Origin of the sequence: Xenorhabdus bovienii (assembly GCF_024721015.1) — a bacterium.
Taxonomy (GTDB): Bacteria; Pseudomonadota; Gammaproteobacteria; order Enterobacterales; family Enterobacteriaceae; genus Xenorhabdus; species Xenorhabdus bovienii.
The window spans coordinates 1-15,889 of sequence record NZ_JANAIF010000078.1 but is presented as its reverse complement, the minus strand read 5'-3'; the positions used below and the strand labels follow the sequence as shown (position 1 = coordinate 15,889).

The 15,889-nt window shown below is 47.6% G+C and carries 18 protein-coding genes and 3 tRNA genes; 10 read left to right on the top strand and 11 right to left on the bottom strand.

Annotation, left to right across the window (positions count from 1 at the left end; all coding sequences use genetic code 11):
• Positions 1-69 precede the first annotated feature (69 nt).
• Positions 70-741 (bottom strand): DUF7424 family protein, encoded by a 672-nt coding sequence (locus NXS07_RS16135; protein ID WP_258087142.1) that lies wholly within the window; start codon positions 739-741, stop codon positions 70-72.
• A 362-nt stretch (positions 742-1,103) separates the two neighbouring features.
• On the opposite strand from NXS07_RS16135, the gene NXS07_RS16130 reads away from it, so the two are divergent.
• Positions 1,104-1,517 (top strand): hypothetical protein, encoded by a 414-nt coding sequence (locus NXS07_RS16130; protein ID WP_258087141.1) that lies wholly within the window; start codon positions 1,104-1,106, stop codon positions 1,515-1,517.
• 62 nt (positions 1,518-1,579) lie between these two features.
• On the opposite strand, the gene NXS07_RS16125 is transcribed toward NXS07_RS16130, so the two are convergent.
• The gene (locus NXS07_RS16125; protein ID WP_258087140.1) at positions 1,580-3,178 is read right to left on the bottom strand and encodes an FGGY-family carbohydrate kinase; all 1,599 of its coding nucleotides are present in this window, start codon (positions 3,176-3,178) and stop codon (positions 1,580-1,582) included.
• Positions 3,179-3,400: 222 nt separating this feature from the next.
• Between NXS07_RS16125 and NXS07_RS16120 the strand changes: the two genes are divergently transcribed.
• The 8 genes from NXS07_RS16120 (at position 3,401) to NXS07_RS16085 (ending at position 8,062) form a co-directional block, all read left to right on the top strand.
• A complete protein-coding gene (locus NXS07_RS16120) occupies positions 3,401-3,796 on the top strand; it encodes an NIPSNAP family protein (protein WP_258087139.1) in 396 nt (131 codons plus the stop codon).
• 68 nt (positions 3,797-3,864) lie between these two features.
• Positions 3,865-4,266, top strand: a complete 402-nt coding sequence (locus tag NXS07_RS16115) for a GFA family protein (protein ID WP_038214994.1) — start codon at positions 3,865-3,867, stop codon at positions 4,264-4,266.
• A gap of 285 nt (positions 4,267-4,551) precedes the next feature.
• Entirely contained in the window at positions 4,552-5,211 is a 660-nt protein-coding gene (uvrY, locus tag NXS07_RS16110) for a UvrY/SirA/GacA family response regulator transcription factor (protein WP_038188384.1), read from the top strand.
• A gap of 21 nt (positions 5,212-5,232) precedes the next feature.
• Entirely contained in the window at positions 5,233-7,065 is a 1,833-nt protein-coding gene (gene uvrC / locus NXS07_RS16105) for an excinuclease ABC subunit UvrC (RefSeq protein ID WP_258087138.1), read from the top strand.
• A 56-nt stretch (positions 7,066-7,121) separates the two neighbouring features.
• Positions 7,122-7,670 carry a CDP-diacylglycerol--glycerol-3-phosphate 3-phosphatidyltransferase gene (pgsA, locus tag NXS07_RS16100; RefSeq protein WP_038193901.1) on the top strand — a complete coding sequence of 183 codons (549 nt, stop codon included), beginning with the start codon at positions 7,122-7,124 and terminating at the stop codon, positions 7,668-7,670.
• 143 nt (positions 7,671-7,813) lie between these two features.
• Positions 7,814-7,889: transfer RNA gene (locus NXS07_RS16095), tRNA-Gly, on the top strand.
• A gap of 5 nt (positions 7,890-7,894) precedes the next feature.
• Positions 7,895-7,968, top strand: a tRNA-Cys gene (locus tag NXS07_RS16090).
• Between the two features lie 7 nt (positions 7,969-7,975).
• Positions 7,976-8,062 (top strand) — tRNA-Leu (locus tag NXS07_RS16085).
• 265 nt (positions 8,063-8,327) lie between these two features.
• Here NXS07_RS16085 and NXS07_RS16080 read toward each other — a convergent pair.
• The 8 genes from NXS07_RS16080 to NXS07_RS16045 all read right to left on the bottom strand — a co-directional run bounded on the left by NXS07_RS16080 (position 8,328) and on the right by NXS07_RS16045 (position 15,146).
• Positions 8,328-8,546, bottom strand: coding sequence for an ogr/Delta-like zinc finger family protein (locus NXS07_RS16080; RefSeq protein WP_038193906.1), 219 nt, complete (start codon positions 8,544-8,546; stop codon positions 8,328-8,330).
• Between the two features lie 63 nt (positions 8,547-8,609).
• Positions 8,610-9,713 carry a phage late control D family protein gene (locus tag NXS07_RS16075; protein ID WP_258087144.1) on the bottom strand — a complete coding sequence of 368 codons (1,104 nt, stop codon included), beginning with the start codon at positions 9,711-9,713 and terminating at the stop codon, positions 8,610-8,612.
• A gap of 8 nt (positions 9,714-9,721) precedes the next feature.
• Positions 9,722-10,183 (bottom strand): phage tail protein, encoded by a 462-nt coding sequence (locus tag NXS07_RS16070; protein ID WP_038204742.1) that lies wholly within the window; start codon positions 10,181-10,183, stop codon positions 9,722-9,724.
• A gap of 2 nt (positions 10,184-10,185) precedes the next feature.
• A complete protein-coding gene (locus tag NXS07_RS16065) occupies positions 10,186-12,972 on the bottom strand; it encodes a phage tail tape measure protein (protein ID WP_258087137.1) in 2,787 nt (928 codons plus the stop codon).
• Positions 12,965-13,084, bottom strand: a complete 120-nt coding sequence (locus NXS07_RS16060; protein WP_051870631.1) for a GpE family phage tail protein — start codon at positions 13,082-13,084, stop codon at positions 12,965-12,967. Before NXS07_RS16060 ends, NXS07_RS16065 begins: the two co-directional genes overlap by 8 nt.
• Positions 13,085-13,098: 14 nt before the next feature.
• Positions 13,099-13,416 (bottom strand): phage tail assembly protein, encoded by a 318-nt coding sequence (locus NXS07_RS16055; RefSeq protein ID WP_258087136.1) that lies wholly within the window; start codon positions 13,414-13,416, stop codon positions 13,099-13,101.
• 31 nt (positions 13,417-13,447) lie between these two features.
• Positions 13,448-13,963: a phage major tail tube protein gene (locus tag NXS07_RS16050; protein WP_038185011.1), complete on the bottom strand. Its 516-nt coding sequence runs from the start codon at positions 13,961-13,963 to the stop codon at positions 13,448-13,450.
• 10 nt (positions 13,964-13,973) lie between these two features.
• Positions 13,974-15,146 (bottom strand): phage tail sheath protein, encoded by a 1,173-nt coding sequence (locus NXS07_RS16045; protein WP_258087135.1) that lies wholly within the window; start codon positions 15,144-15,146, stop codon positions 13,974-13,976.
• A 220-nt stretch (positions 15,147-15,366) separates the two neighbouring features.
• Between NXS07_RS16045 and NXS07_RS16040 the strand changes: the two genes are divergently transcribed.
• Positions 15,367-15,726 (top strand): PM1101 family membrane protein, encoded by a 360-nt coding sequence (locus tag NXS07_RS16040; protein WP_258087134.1) that lies wholly within the window; start codon positions 15,367-15,369, stop codon positions 15,724-15,726.
• Positions 15,727-15,773: 47 nt separating this feature from the next.
• On the opposite strand, the gene NXS07_RS16035 is transcribed toward NXS07_RS16040, so the two are convergent.
• On the bottom strand, positions 15,774-15,889 hold a 116-nt coding region (locus NXS07_RS16035), incomplete at its 5' end, for a tail fiber assembly protein (RefSeq protein WP_258087143.1).

Genomic DNA, 15,889 nt, shown 5'->3' with positions numbered 1-15,889 from the left:
TGCGTGGTTCGACGACTTTCAGTCGTCGGCACCGAAGTGCGCTAACCCACCTACTTCAGTAGGTGGTAGTTAAGTTTTATCGAAATAATCAACCTCTAATAATAACGGATGTTTACCCTTCGTTAACAACGAATTGACGGCAACATCAGATAATTTAAAGGTAGCATATTTGGACTTAGACCATTCAAAGTCTTCATAAACCATGGGGGTGATTTGACCTTTATCATTTGTCATAAATACACCAAGGGCTTTTACATTAATCGGTTCTTTGGTTCTATGTATTTTCACAGAGAAATTAAATTTCATTGAGCTTAAATCTTTTTTCGCTTTGTTAATACGGCCAATTAGAGTATCTGTTAATTTCAATTCAGCAATGATTTTCTGCTTTTTATTTGAATAAATATAGACATCGGTATTTTGTTGATTAATAGGCTCTTGTGCACTGCCGACATCAATCGGAATAGTGAAATGAGCGAAGGAATCAAAATCTTTTCGATAACATTCCACAAATTCGGCATTTTTAAAAATAGTCGGGATCTTTTGTTTGGTCTCGATCAAACTCTTAGACTCTTGGCGGGAATCGCCGGAAGTTGAGCAAGAAGTGACTTCAACATTCAGGTTACCTTGCACGATTTTGTGTTCTTGAGCAAGAATATCGCTGAGGTTTACTTCTGTATCTAAACCGACTTTACAACCAGTTAATGCCAGCACGGATAAAGCAATTACAGATAATTTACGCATTCCTTACCTCAAATTATTTTTTTAAAATTGGCAATAAAGAAAACTATATTTTTACGCTTATATCGTCAATTATTCAGGTCACAAAATTCATTATATTACATAAAATATTTTTGGTGCTTTCATGATTGGATGCAATATAGGATAATTTCAATTATTGATTACATTAGTAAATAAATTAATAAAATGTTTTTATTTAAAGGAGTGCTCTATCTTGATTTTTTATTTTTTCCTTTAAAAATTAGATCATTACCTATTGAATAGGTTAATAAAAAAAGTAAATATATTAAAATTATTGTATATAAAGGGAAGATTCTGGTACTATTCGCCGCACATTTGATGATTTTTTCTTTCATGGATTATAAATGAATAAAATTTGTACGTTATTATTATCTGCTGTGATGCTGTGCAGTGGTTGTGCCACCATCGTTGGTGAAAAAAATCAACTTATTGAAGTCAATAGCCAGCCTTCAGGCGCCGAATTTTCAATCAAAGATGAAACTGGCAAGGTGGTTGCACATGGAAATACACCCCAAAATGTCATGCTTGAAAAATCGAATGGTCGTTATTTTGGTAAAAAGAACTATCAGATAACTTTTGCGAAAGAACATTTTAAATCTGCCACTTTGCCGCTGGTAGCAAAACCTAACGGATGGTATATCGGGGGCAATTTTGTATTTGGTGGCTTGATTGGCTGGTTGATTGTAGATCCCCTGAATGGTGGTATGTATACGCTGCACCCAAAAATAGCCAATGCCGTATTGTCTGAAGCCAAATAAGATTTAAATAGAAAACCCTATCGAATATTGATGGGGTTTTCTATATGAATTAAGACCTTGAATTAATTAAAAGACACTGAATAACGCATCATATCAACATAACGCTGCTGATCTTGATACATCTGTAAATAGACTTGGTATTTTGCCTGATGGAACGGGAACATTTCTTTCTCTGGGCTGATCACATTTCCTTCCCGTACCATTGACTGGGCTGCTGCGGTAATATCAGTAAACGCTCCGCAGGCGACTGCGCCTAACATGGCTGCACCGAGATTAACCGCATCCTCTTCCTCTGCCAGATGAATTTCCTGCCCCGTTGCATTGGCATATTCCCGCAGCCACAATGCATTTTTGGTTGCACCGCCACATATCACCAGACGATCTATTTGATGCCCTGCCTTAATCAAAGTATCAATGATATGGCGTGTGCCATAAGCGATAGATTGTAACGTTGCCAGATAATATCGCGCCAAGCCTTCTCGCCCCTGTTCCAGAGTCAACCCGCTAATCATGCCTTTAGCGTTGGGATTTGCCCGTGGTGAGCGATTTCCGTGATGGTCAGCCAAAATATGCAGTTGGGCTGTTGGGTATTTTTCGCGTAGCTCCAGTTGGGCAACGGCATCATTGAGTAGTTGGTAATAATGAAGCCCAGCTGCTTTGGCTTCAGCCTCCAGCACGGGCCAGGCTTCATGCTGGCGGATCGACCACTCAACCAGTGCTCCGGCAGCGCTTTGTCCACCTTCATTAAGCCAATAATCAGGCAGCATCGCCCCAAAGTAAGGCCCCCATACACCACGAACCATGACAGGCTCTGGGCTGACAATCATATGGCAATTTGAGGTTCCGCTGATCATTGCCAGACTGCCATTCGGTTTTGCGCCAATCAGCGCTAGCCCGCCAGCATGGGCATCAATAATGCCACTGGCAACAATAACATCGCCGTGTAAGCCTAATGCACTGGCCGACTGCTCAGTAAGATGGCCAGCTTGTTGGCCTAACTCGAGAATAATTGTCGGTATCTTGTCTGTTAGATCTTCCAGCCCAATACGTTGAAGAAATTCTTTGCTGAACTGTTTTTGATGAGCCAGATAATTCCACTTGCAAGTGAGAGTGCAAATACTGCCAACATCGGCATCTGTCGCTTTCCATACTAGAAAATCAGCTAAATCAAAAAAGCGCCAGGCTGCTTGATAACGCTGTGGAAAGTGGTTTTTCAGCCATAAAATCTTGGGTAATTCCATTTCGACACTGATTTCACCCCCGACATAACGTAGGGTGGGGTCATCCGTGAGATTTATGCGGATGGTTTCCTCGATTGCACGGTGATCCATCCACATGATGATATCGCGCTCTGGACTGCCGTCTTCTGCAACAGATAACGGCTCTCCTTCCGCACTGACCGCAACTAATGAACAGGTGGCATCAAAACCGATGGATTTAACATGAGTGGGATCGATCCCTGCGTGAGAAACAGCCTCCTTGACTGTAGTGCCGATATTTGACCAGATATCTGCCGATGACTGTTCGACAAAATCTGCTTTTGGGTGAAATTGTTGGATAGAGCGGACAGAAAATGCTAATCGCTTGCCTTTCTGATCAAAAATGGCGGCACGTACACTAGCGGAGCCGACATCAATACCAATGAAATATTGTTGTTCCATACGATACCTTATTGTTTTATTTATATGATGTTACTCACAAAAATACCTAAATTATTGTTGATGCATTGCAATACACTCTAACAGTGCAGGTTGTTTTTTAGTCGGTAAAATTTTAACTAAAGTTTTGTGACAATGCACAAATAAAAAAGATAATTTGCTTTTTTTCTTTCAGGAAATGAACAAGATTTGTCATTGTTTTGATCAAAAATCATATGGTGCCATATGGATAAAAAAATTATAGAAATATTACAATATGAGTTAAAAGCAGCAACAGGAAAGGAGTTTCATCGAATAATGACAGAAATTAGTGTGCCATTGCATGAGAAAACTGGCATAGATGTTATTAGTTATGGTAATTCATTACACAACTCTGATTCATATTATCTGATTCGTGCTTTTGGTGATCTTGATGAAATGAATAATATTTTGACTGCTTTTTATAGCAGCGATGATTGGATCAATGGCCCCAAAATAGAGATTATCGAGAAAATTAATAAAAGCATGAAGTCGATAATAGCGCTTCCTAAGGTATCGATTGATGCATTACGTCGGAGTGGTTACATCGTTGGTGGGAAAAATTTCTGCTGCGAGCATAGCCCTTTCAGGGAAATACAGTAGCAGAATGATGGTTATCTCTGATATAAAATTTTGTCCCATAAGTTTATTTCAAACAGAGAGGTGGAATGATGAATCAAGGTCGTTGCCTGTGTGGTGCGGTAGGGATAACAACCTATCAAAATATTGAGAATATCAATGCATGTCACTGCAAAACGTGCCAAAAATGGAATGGAGGCCCGTTTTTATCTGTAGACTGTAAGAATGATCTGCAAATAGAAGGTGCTGAAAACATTTCAACGTATTCCTCTTCAGCGTGGGCAGAACGGGCTTTTTGTAATAAATGTGGAACACACCTTTTCTACCATTTACTTCAGCCTAGTGTCTATTATGTGCCGGTTGCCCTGTTTGAAAATAGTCATTCGAGTAAATTATCTAATCAAGTTTATGTGGACAGTAAACCTGCGTATTACAATTTTGTTGAAAAAACACCGATGTTAAATAAACAGGATATTCTTAATTTATTTAAATAATGGTTTTAATATGAGGGAAATTATTCCCTCATATTTTTTGATATAAATATATGTCTAAGAATAATATATTTTAATTCTATTTAATAATAATTTAATATAGGAACGATAGTAAATATGGTTTATTGAATTTATTAATCTGATTTTTACTTTATTTATATGTAACAATTTTCTTTCTGTTTAGGATTAATATCCGTATAATCGCTTTTTTATCAAAAAGATCTTGATATCTATCGACAAAAGATGTTGCCACTATTTCAGTGGATATTATGTTAGTGGAGACGTTGTTTGATTAATGTTTTGTTAGTTGATGATCACGAACTGGTTCGCATTGGTGTGAAAGGCATACTCGAGGATGTAAAAGGAATTAAGGTTGCAGGAGAAGCCGGTAGCGGAGAAGATGCGGTCAGATGGTGCAGATCAAACAGTACGGATGTTGTTATTATGGATATGGGAATGCCGGGAATAGGTGGCCTTGAGGCAGCCAAAAAAATCATTCGCTATTCGCCTGATACGCGAGTAATTATGCTGACTATCCATACTGAAAGCTCTTTGCCAGCGAAAGTGATGCAGGCCGGAGTCAGAGGATATTTGAGTAAGGCAGCAACACCTCAAGACATGATTAATGCTATTCGGACGGTTTATGCAGGTCAGCGTTATATCTCTCCTGATATTGCACAGCAGATGGCGCTCGACCAGTTATCCCCACCAAAAGAGAACCCACTGGCTGAACTCTCAGAGCGGGAGTTACAGATAATGACGATGATCACTCAGGGCCGAAAAGTTAATGAGATTTCCACATTGCTTAACCTTAGCCCAAAAACAGTAAATAGCTATCGCTATAGAATGTTCAGTAAACTAAATATCAAGGGTGATGTAGAATTGACCCATATGGCGATACGTTGTGGGTTGCTTGACGCACAGAATATGGTAAACCATAGCGGATGACAGTGTGATGGGTGGTAAATCGTGGCAGAGCAATTTGATTCAACGGTATTTTTAAAAACAGTGACTAGCCAGCCGGGAGTCTATCGAATGTATGACATCACTGGCTCGGTGATTTATGTCGGTAAGGCTAAGGATCTGAAAAAACGGCTATCCAGTTATTTTCGGACACAAGTTGGCAGCCGCAAGACAGAATCACTGGTAAAAAATATCGTCCAAATAGATGTCACGGTTACGCATACAGAGACGGAAGCGCTCCTGCTCGAACATAACTACATCAAACTTTATCAGCCTCGCTACAATGTTTTACTGCGGGATGATAAATCCTACCCTTACATTTTCTTGAGCGGAGATACCCATCCGCGTCTGACCCTGCACCGTGGTGCCAAACATGCGAAAGGCGAGTATTTCGGACCATTTCCTAACTCCCATGCTGTGCGTGATACCTTAGCTCTCTTGCAGAAACTTTTTCCGATTCGCCAATGTGAAGACAGCGTATACCGCAATCGTTCAAGGCCCTGTCTGCAATATCAGATTGGTCGCTGTCTTGCTCCTTGTGTCAACGGTTTTGTAACGGATGAAGAATACCAGCAGCAGGTTGAATATGTCAGCCTGTTCCTATCTGGCAAAGATCAGCAGGTACTGACAGAGCTGGTTGGCAGAATGGAAGAAGCAAGTAAACAACTGCAATTTGAAGATGCGGCTCGCTACCGTGACCAGATTCAAGCCGTGAGGCAGGTCACTGAACGGCAATTTGTTTCTGGAGAAGGGGATGATCTGGATGTTATCAGTGTTGCTTTTGATACAGGAATGGCCTGCCTGCATGTTTTGTTTATCCGTCAGGGAAAAATCTTGGGCAGCCGCAGTTACTATCCTAAAATTCCCGCTGATACCAAATTGGATGAAGTAGTACAAACTTTTCTCGGCCAATTCTACCTTCAAGGCAGCCAGAACAGAACATTGCCGGCGGAGATCCTGCTGGATTTCTCGTTGCCTGAAAAAGAACTTTTGGAAGCATCTCTTTCTGAATTATCGGGCAGGAAAGTGCATATCCAACCTCGTCCAAGAGGTGACAGGGCGCGTTATCTCAAATTGGCACGTACCAATGCAGCAACAGCATTAACCACGAAACTATCCCAGCAATCGACTATCCATCAGCGGTTGGCATCACTTGCTGAATTTGCTGGCATTAAAAAAATTCATAGAATGGAATGTTTCGATATCAGCCATACGATGGGAGAACAGACCGTTGCATCCTGTGTCGTTTTTGATGGAAATGGCTCTGTGCGCTCGGAATACCGTCGCTACAACATTGTGGGAATAACACCGGGAGACGATTATGCAGCGATGAATCAAGTTTTACGTCGCCGATATGGCAAAGCCATTGAGCAGACCAAAATTCCTGACATCATCTTTATTGATGGAGGTAAAGGGCAATTAGCGCAAGCGCTGGAGGTTTTCGGCTCGCTGGATGTTGAATGGAATAAAAACTATCCTAAGCTAATTGGCGTTGCGAAAGGCAGTGATCGCAAAGCGGGTCTGGAAACTCTGTTTTTCGAGGCAGAAGGCGGGGGAATGGCACTTCCTCCTGATTCACCGGCATTGCACGTTATCCAGCATATTCGTGATGAATCTCACAATCATGCCATCACAGGACATCGCCAGCGTCGGGAAAAAGTGAAAAAGACCAGCACATTGGAATCGATAGAAGGTATAGGGCCAAAACGTAGACAAATGTTGTTAAAATACATGGGTGGATTACAGCCTTTACGCAACGCAAGTGTAGAGGAGATCGCAAAAGTGCCTTCTATTTCGTATTCGCTAGCAGAAAAAATCTATAATGCGTTGAAACACTAAGATTATTGATGCACCATACTGATAAACTTTACATGGTCAGATAGTTACGAAGCATTATGCAATTAAATATTCCAACATGGCTTACTCTATTCCGTATTGCCTTAATCCCATTCTTTGTTTTGGCATTTTACCTGCCATTCCAGTGGTCACCGATGCTGTGCGCTATGATCTTTGTTATTGCTGCTGCGACAGATTGGTTTGATGGTTTCCTTGCTCGTTTATGGAAGCAAACAACGCGCTTTGGGGCATTTCTTGATCCGGTTGCGGATAAAGTCATGGTTGCTAGTGCGCTGGTGTTGATAGCTGAACATTATCATGCGTGGTGGATCACGTTACCGGCGGCGACAATGATTGCTCGAGAGATTATTATATCTTCTCTGCGGGAATGGATGGCTGAATTGGGAAAACGCAGTAGTGTTGCTGTATCCTGGCTGGGGAAAATAAAAACGACAGCGCAGATGGCAGCATTGGTTGCTTTACTGTGGCGTCCCAGCATTGAAGTTGAAGTGGGTGGGTTTATCTTATTATACGCTGCTGCGGTATTGACGTTCTGGTCAATGTTTCAATATTTGAGCGCTGCATGGAATGATTTGCGTGAAGGTTGATCGAAGTGACGTAAAAATCATCGAATAATCGGATTTTAATAATAATTGTGTTGACTCGTTTCGTGAAATAAGTAGAATGCAACGCATCGAACGGCACATGAGATTTACGAAACAAGTTAAGTAAATCAGCAAGTTCGAGAAAAGCGGGAATAGCTCAGTTGGTAGAGCACGACCTTGCCAAGGTCGGGGTCGCGAGTTCGAGTCTCGTTTCCCGCTCCAAAAAAGGCGCGTTGGCAGAGTGGCCATGCAGCGGATTGCAAATCCGTTTACCTCGGTTCGACTCCGGGACGCGCCTCCAGATTCAAGCCCAGGTGGTGAAATCGGTAGACACAAGGGATTTAAAATCCCTCGGCTTTATGGCTGTGCGGGTTCAAGTCCCGCCCTGGGCACCATATAAAAACTTGCTTTAGTATCAGCGGGTTAGCGTTAAGAAAGAGCCACCTTTACGGTGGCTTTTTTGCTTTCTGTGATTACATAAAAGTGGCGATTTGGCAGCAGATTGGCAGCGCTTTGGCGACACTGTATAAATACACACTATCTATTCGATACTTGTTTTCCTTCAGACACCCCGCAGAAAAAAATATTTTTCACATAAAAAAAAGCACATCAGATTGAATCACAATGTGCTTTTGTTGATTATTTATTCAGTCTCGCCAATCAAAAAGACATCACAGTTTGCTGACCACTGGCAGGATGGGGCGGAGCGGCTTCAATCAGGGTCGGTTTAGTCACGTACCGGACAAAGGTTTCATGGCTGACGAACGTCGCGCCACAATTGATATTCTGGCACTGGTTGTAACGTTCTTTGGTTTGGGGGGTATGTTCAAAACTGCTGCGGGTGTGGGCAACATGATAGCACAGGGGGCATTTCATCATAATATGAGTGCCTTATTGAAAAGGACTGCCAGCTCTGTTAGGCAATGGCGCGATTATAGCAAATCAGGCGCTCATGTCAGCATCAGAAATTTTCACTTCCAGCTCTAAGGCCGAGATCAGGCCGCTGTCATTCAAGGTATGGGTGACGGTGACCAGCGTCCAGTCTGCCGCGTCAATCTGGGGCTTGAAGCCGCTGACCTGCACTTTCATTTCGGGAAACAGTTCCGGCCGTCCCTTTGCCAATTGAATAGAAAACGAAGCGACCCCGCGCTGGATTTTCTCCCATTCGGCCTTAGCCGCCCGCTCGGCGTTGGTTTTGTTGGCGTAGGTATGTTTCAGTACCAGGACATTCCCCTCACTGCCAATCAGATAATCCCCTTTTTTTTCGTCTTTTTTCTGCGGATTGGCCTTGCTGGGTTTGCGCCGCCTGCGCTTGACGGTGATGTTTTCTTTTTTCTTCGGTTCACGGGTGTTCAGCCAACTGGCCGAAACCCCGGTATAAGCCCCACGATCAGCCAGTGAAAAGCGATAGCCGTCACCCGACTGGCGGGTCAGGATGACCGCAGGCAGGGGTTGACCGCTAGCCACTTTGTTTTGCCCTTGCCGGATAAACAACAGACAGCCGTTCTTGACCGTGGCAATGGCGCCTTCCTGTTTTGCCAGCCGGGTCAGGAAACTGCCATCAGATTCGTTGGTCTGGTCAATATGGCTGAGGTTAATCTCAGCCAGCGTTTTGTCTATCTCCGGTTGCAGGTTGTTACGCTGAGCCAGGGTGCGCACGATGTCACTGACCGTTTTCTGGTGATAGGACTCTTCGCGGCTGATATTGAGTGTTGCCCGGAAGTCAGCGCTGCGGGCGCGGACGGTGATTTTATCCGGTGCGCCGCTGTATTCGATTTCATCCACAATAAACTTACCTTTGTGGATCAGCGGTTCACCCTGCCAGCCCAGATGCAAAGACAGCGCTACCCCCCGGCGGGGCAGAGATAATTGCCCGTCGCTGTCGTCCAGCTCAATATCGAGCTGGTCAGCCTCAAAGCCGCGGTTGTCGGCCAGACTCAGCGAAACCAGCCGGTTCTGGATAAGGGCATTGATATTTTTATCATCAGCACTGAGCACATAGACGGGGGTGTGGGTGCTGCCCGTGAACCAGTCTATTTTGGGCATCTTCGGCATCAGAATAATCCCTTGAGTTTGTTGGCCACGTTCGTTGTCAGGTCAGACAGTTGGCTGTGCAGATCGCCGAACATCTCACCCAGATTTTCATCCACGCGGCGCAGGGTGACGGTAAAGTCAATCTTGCGGGCGGCACCGTCGGCAAAAAATTCACTCTTGGTCTGGTCGATACTCTCAATGATAAACATACCGTAAATCGCGCCGCTGCCATCCAGAAATGACCAGGCCTTGCCGCTGTCGGCCATCAGCTCCAGTGCCAGCAGTGACAGTCGGCCGCCGGAAATTTCCGGGTACAACGTGCCGGACAGGGTGAGGGTGTCATTGTTCGGCCCCATAAACTGGAACGCCGGGCGGGCGCCAACCCGATTGTTGAATCCAAAGCGCCATGACTGCTGATGTTGCAAACTCTGGTAGGGCGTAGTTTTCAGCATAAAGACGAATAAACCGAGTGCGGCCATCATGATTAATAATCCTCCCTGTCGGAAAATGTACTGCGGGCGCGGGCGCGCTGTTGTTGTTCCCGGCGATCCATTTCCTGCGCCACCATTCGCGCAATGTCCTGCGCCGAGTGGGCGGGCGTCGGGTGAATATGGATTTCATAAACGGTCTGGCGATGGCTGTCCCCGAGCGGGTGGGTCACCGAAACGGCCGGCGTTCGGTATTCAGCGGCGGGCAGGCTGTGCGGATGCAGCGGCGCACTGGCATTGACCGAAGCCGCCGCCCCCATTGAGAGTGCCGCCATCGCTGCCAGTGCCGCCGTTTGGCGGCGGCTGGTGACACGGGCAGGGCCGTTAATCAGTTCGGGGCCATATTCTCCCACCAGACCAAATTTCCCCGCCGGAATATAACCGCCGGTATCATGAGGGCCGGCAAAGGCGGCGAACGGGTTGGCATGGGGGCGCGTGTTCTCACGGTAAGAATCCAATGCTTTTTTAACGTCGGGGTTTTGGCTTTGCACCTTCATAAAATCGGGGGTGACGGCGTCTTTGATTTGTGTGCCCAGCTCAGACACGTTTTGCTTTAATTCTTTCCATTTTGCCTTAATGCCGGCAATCAGTTTTTCGATGATTTCCGTGCCGAATTGTTTAAACCGCTCCGGCAGCTTCTTGGTGTCTTCAACAATCTCATTCCATTTCGTCGAAATGTACTGTCTGATGGCATCCCATTTGGTGGAGATGCTGAGTTTGATTTCTTCCCAGCGGGTCAGGATTTTTTGCTTGATACTTTCCCATGCGGTGGAAACGTAGGTGGAAATATCGTCCCACAGTTTTTTAAACCACGGCCCCAGTGTTTCCCAGTTGTCGTAAATCAGCCAGGCAGCCAGTGCAATCATGCCGAGAATCGCCAGAATCGGGTTTGCCATCATGAGGGTGGTCGCCCCACGTATCACACCGGCCAGTATTTTAAACGCACTGCCCAATAGCTTTAATGCACCGACCCCTTTTTTAGCCAACCCCTTAAACCCTTTGCCAAGAAAGGCAGCGGCTTTACCCAATCGCTCCATTGAGCCGGCACCCTTGATACCGAGTATGGACAGGCTGAATTTAACGATAGCCAATGGCCCCAGCATGGCAGCCAGTGCTAGTGTAATCGCCCCAAAGACGGTTAAGATAACGCCCAATCCAATACCAACCATCGTTAAGGTTTTGGTCAGTTCGGGATTGGCTTTCATCCATTCACCCGTTTTGCTGATAATTTTGGTGATACGCTGGGTGATCCCGCGCAAGGGACTGTCCACACTGCCAAAGATTTGAATGCCGAGATCTTCCCATGCCGATGACAAGCCTTTTAAATCCCCATCGAGATTATCTGTCATGGTATCAGCGACTTTCTTGGCTTCGCCTTGCGCGTTCTTGAGTTCCTTAATGAGTTTTTGCAATTCGCCGGAACCCGCTTGATCAGACAATACTGACAGAGCGGAAAAGGCTTCTTCACCCGCAATGGCCTTAAAGATACCCGCCCGCTGGGCGTTCCCCATTTTGGCGGTTTTGGCGTTCAGTTCAGTCAGGATATCGGGCAGCCCGCGCAGGTTGCCTTTGGCATCCTTGGTCTGAACGCTCAGTTTAGCCAGTGCCTTGGCGGCAGCCGCAGGCGGTTCGGCCAACCGTCCCAGAATGGATCTTAGGGATGTGCCCGCCATACTCCCTTGAATACCGGCATCACCCAGTTTACCGGTAGCCGCCGCAGCGGTTTCAATATCGACACCCAAGCCCGCCGCCACCGGCGCGACGTACTTCATGGTGTCGCCCAGCATCATCAGGTTGGTGTTAGAGCGGGTGAACGCTCCCACCAAGACATCACTGACACGCCCCATTTCTTCGGATTTCAGTTTAAAGCCAGTCAGGATATTCGAACCAATATCGGCCGTGGTGGCCAGATCGGTATCACCGGCTAAAGACATCGACAGCGTACCAGGCATAGCGGCGCGTATCTGGTCGGGTTTAAAGCCGGCCATCGCATAAAAACTTTGTCCCTGCGCCACTTGATTGGCAGTGAAGGCCGTTGTAGCGCCCAAGTGGCGCGACTGTTCGCGCAGTTGCTTGAGTTCGGGAGAATTTTTATCCAGTCGGGTAAGAGCCTGTACTTTGGACATCCCGACTTCAAAATCGTAGCCCGGCATCATCACCCGCTTGGCACTGTAGAGCGTTCCGACGCCTGCCGCTGTAGCCGCCGCACCGGTTGCAGCCATCTGGTTGCGCACGTCCTTCATTTTTTGGTAACGGGATCGGGCAGTCGCCAGCCGTTTTTCCTGTTGGTTCAGGCGTTCCAGTTGCTGCTGTTGTTGCTGGAGTGTGCCGGTCGTGCGGCTGATATCGGCATTAATCCGGCGTTGGGCCTGCCCCAGTTGATTAGTGGAAATCCCACTGGCATGGAGGGCATCACGTTGGCGTTGCAGGGACTGGTTTAAGGATTGGGTTTTATCCTTAAGCTGTTTGGCGGCATTTTTGGCTTGTTGAAGCTGCCGGATCTGGGCTTGGGTCGGGGCTGAACTGGCATTAAGGGCGCGGCTCAGTGCTGCCACCCGTTCGGTGGCGCTGCGGTAGGCCTGCTGGGTTTCAGTCAGTTGCCGCTTGGCCTTGCGAAAGCCCTCAATGCGGCCGGCCTGCTGGTTCAGATCGCGCAGTTGCTGGCGTGACTGGCGAAGGGTTTCCGCCAGCCGTTTATTGGCGGCCTGCGCCCCCTTGAACGGGCGGGTCAGTTTATCGACCGCGCTCAGGATGACTTGCAGGCGTAAATTTCGGTCACTCATTCTCGGCCCCACTGCGTTTCATGGCCCGGTAACGCCATTCCAGCAAATCGGGCAGGCTCATGTCGGCGGTCACGGCGGGCGACCAGTGAAAGATAGTGGCGATGTCCGCCACCAGTTCGTCAACGGTTAGGGCGTCTGGAAATCGGATTTCACCGACTTCGGCAACAAAAAATTGACCACCTCGATACTGAGGTTAATCAGGTCGCCCGGCGCCATCAGCAATAAGTCGTTTTTGGTCAGGGCCGGCGCGGTAATGCGGGGCAATACCAGCATCACAGAATCGACGTCCATTTCCATCAGGGCTTGCAGGCGGACACCGCGCAGGGCGCCGCTGTTGGGTTTACGCACGATAATGTCAGTGATAGTGGTACCCCCCCGGGCAATCGGTTCTTCCAGTGTGACGGTGGCTTGCTCTGGCGGGGTGAGTGGGGTTTGTTCAGTCATAATAATGTCCTTGGGTTAAAAATCAGTGAGGTTACAGGCCGATAGCCCGGCGATGGGCTTCAAGACGGTCAACGCCGCCGACGATTTCCACCATGTTAACGGTGTCGATTTCGATCATCACTTCCCCGTCCCAGGTCAGTTTGTAGTAGGTGTTCTTGGCGCTGACCTTGGTCTGGGTGTTGTCACCCTGCTTGTAGCTGCCGTGGTCAAATTCCGAGAAGCGCCCGCGCAGCGCCACTTCAACGGCAATCACATCACCGGTGTCGTCACGCTGAAAGGAGCCATTGAAGCGCAACGCAACGCCATCAACTTTCTCAATGCCCCATTGCTTGTAGAGCTGGGCTTCCACCCCGCCGAGGGTGAATTCGGCATCCAGTGCGCCATCATCCAGCCCCAAATCGACATTGGCTGCGCCGTTCATGCCGCCGCCGCGATAGGCTTCGAGCTTGCGGCTCAGTTTGGGCAGGGTTATTTCTTCCACGACACCGATGTAGTTGTTGCCATCGTTGAACAGGTTCAGGTATTTCAGTTTGCGAGGGAGTGCCATATGTAGCCCCTTAGCTGTTGATGCTGTTGGCGAAGTTCATCAGGTACTGATCGGTAATGCGCTGGCGCAGCATCAGGTTTTCCAGTGGCGGGATCGGCGTGTAGTCATAATCAAGGGTCAGCTTGCCCGCTTTCAGGGTGTCCTTGTCGTTGACGCTCTCGTCATACCAGCACTGGCCGTCAATCAGGTAGCCATTGGATTTCAGTTGGCGCAGCTTGGCGTTGATGCCTTCGATAATGTCGCGCACCAGTGAGGGGGTCAGCGGCTTGTCAATCGCCCACATATGCGCATCGGCCATCGTGTCGGCCAGCACCTGCGCCGTGCGGGTGTAGCTTTCAAACTGGAACAACGGATCATCGGAGCAGGTACGGGAGCCCCAGAAGCGGAAGCCGTCCTTGCGGATCAGGGTGGTGACGTCGTTCTGGTTGAGTAGGTTGGCATCGGTGGCGGCATCCTGTAAGTCCCAGAAAACATCGGCTGAAATGCCGGTCACGCCATTGACGCCGACGTTGGACAGGGTTTTATGCCAGCCGGCTTCTTCGTCAATTTTGGCACGCAGCCCCAGCGCACGGGCGGTCGCATACGCCACGCTTTGACTGTTGGCAACGGTATCCCAGCTTAAGAAATCCGGCCATATCAGCATGATTTCACGCTGGTTAAAGTGGCTGCGGTACTGGATGGCATCACTCATCGTCTGGCAGCCATAGGCGCTGACATAGGCCATCGCCCGCAGCTTCTGGGCTATCCCTGCCAGGGCGGCCGCGACGGGTTGGGTGTCGTGACCGGGCACCCCCAGAATACGCGGTTTGACACCGAGCTGACCCTGGGCGGCCAGCAGGGCCTGCATCCCGGTTTTCTTGCCTTCGTCGGTGACGCCGCCAATGAGATGGGAAGTGGTTTCGGCTTCGGTTTCGCCCTGGGCGACCCGCACCACCACGGTGACAGGTTTAGCCTGGTCAGCAATGGCACGCAGGGCCGGGGACAGGGTGCCGGTTTTGCCGGCCTGGCCACTGGCGGTCAGGACATCGGTCAATAAGACCGGGGTGTTTAAGGGAAAGGTGTGGGGGTCGGCATCATCCGCCGTGCAGACCAAGCCGACAATGGCGGTGCTGACGGTGGTAATAGTGCGGGTGCCTGCGTTGATTTCCTGCACGCGCACGCCGTGATGATAATCTTGGGCCATAGCGAAAAGCTCCGGTAAGGGTAATTTCGTTATGGTGGTAGTTGTGACAATAAAATGCAGTTGATTGGGGTTGTGTGGGGGTTGGTACAAAACTGCAACTTTACTCAGACAGATTTGCTGAACTTTCATTGTTGACCAATAATCAAACTAAAAGCGTATGTTTATTTTTTAAGGTATGAACTTATAATCCAAATTATTAGTCCTGCGAAGGGGGGGCACAATGAACGAGGTTATTGTTACTACGAAAGAAGAATTAAAAAAAGCGAAAGACGATAGGATTGAAACTATTATTGTGCAGGGAGAGTTAGCGGATAACTTGCAGAGAACTAAAAAGATTACCTATCTGAGCGCTGGGGCTATTGCCGCATTAATGGGAGCAATAGCTTTGATACCTGCAACAGGAGGATTATCAGCCTTTGTTGGTATTGCCCCTATAGCTGCTCTAACAGGTTTGGATATTGGATTGATAATAGGGGCCATAAGCATTGGTGTCGGGTTATTAGTCGCGATTTATAAAGAGTATGATGAAATTAAGGTCGAAACAGGTTATTTAAAATTAAGTCTCAAGCGCAAAAAATAATCTCTTCCTAGAGTTCAAGTTTGTTAAGGGGCATGTAGCCCCTATCATCAGTTCGGCTGTTCCGGCCATGGGATATCGGGGGCTGCCGATGTATCAATCTCTGTCAATTTTACGCTGTAAATTTCCCATTCGCGCAATAATGCTATTTCTCTATCGGTGGCCA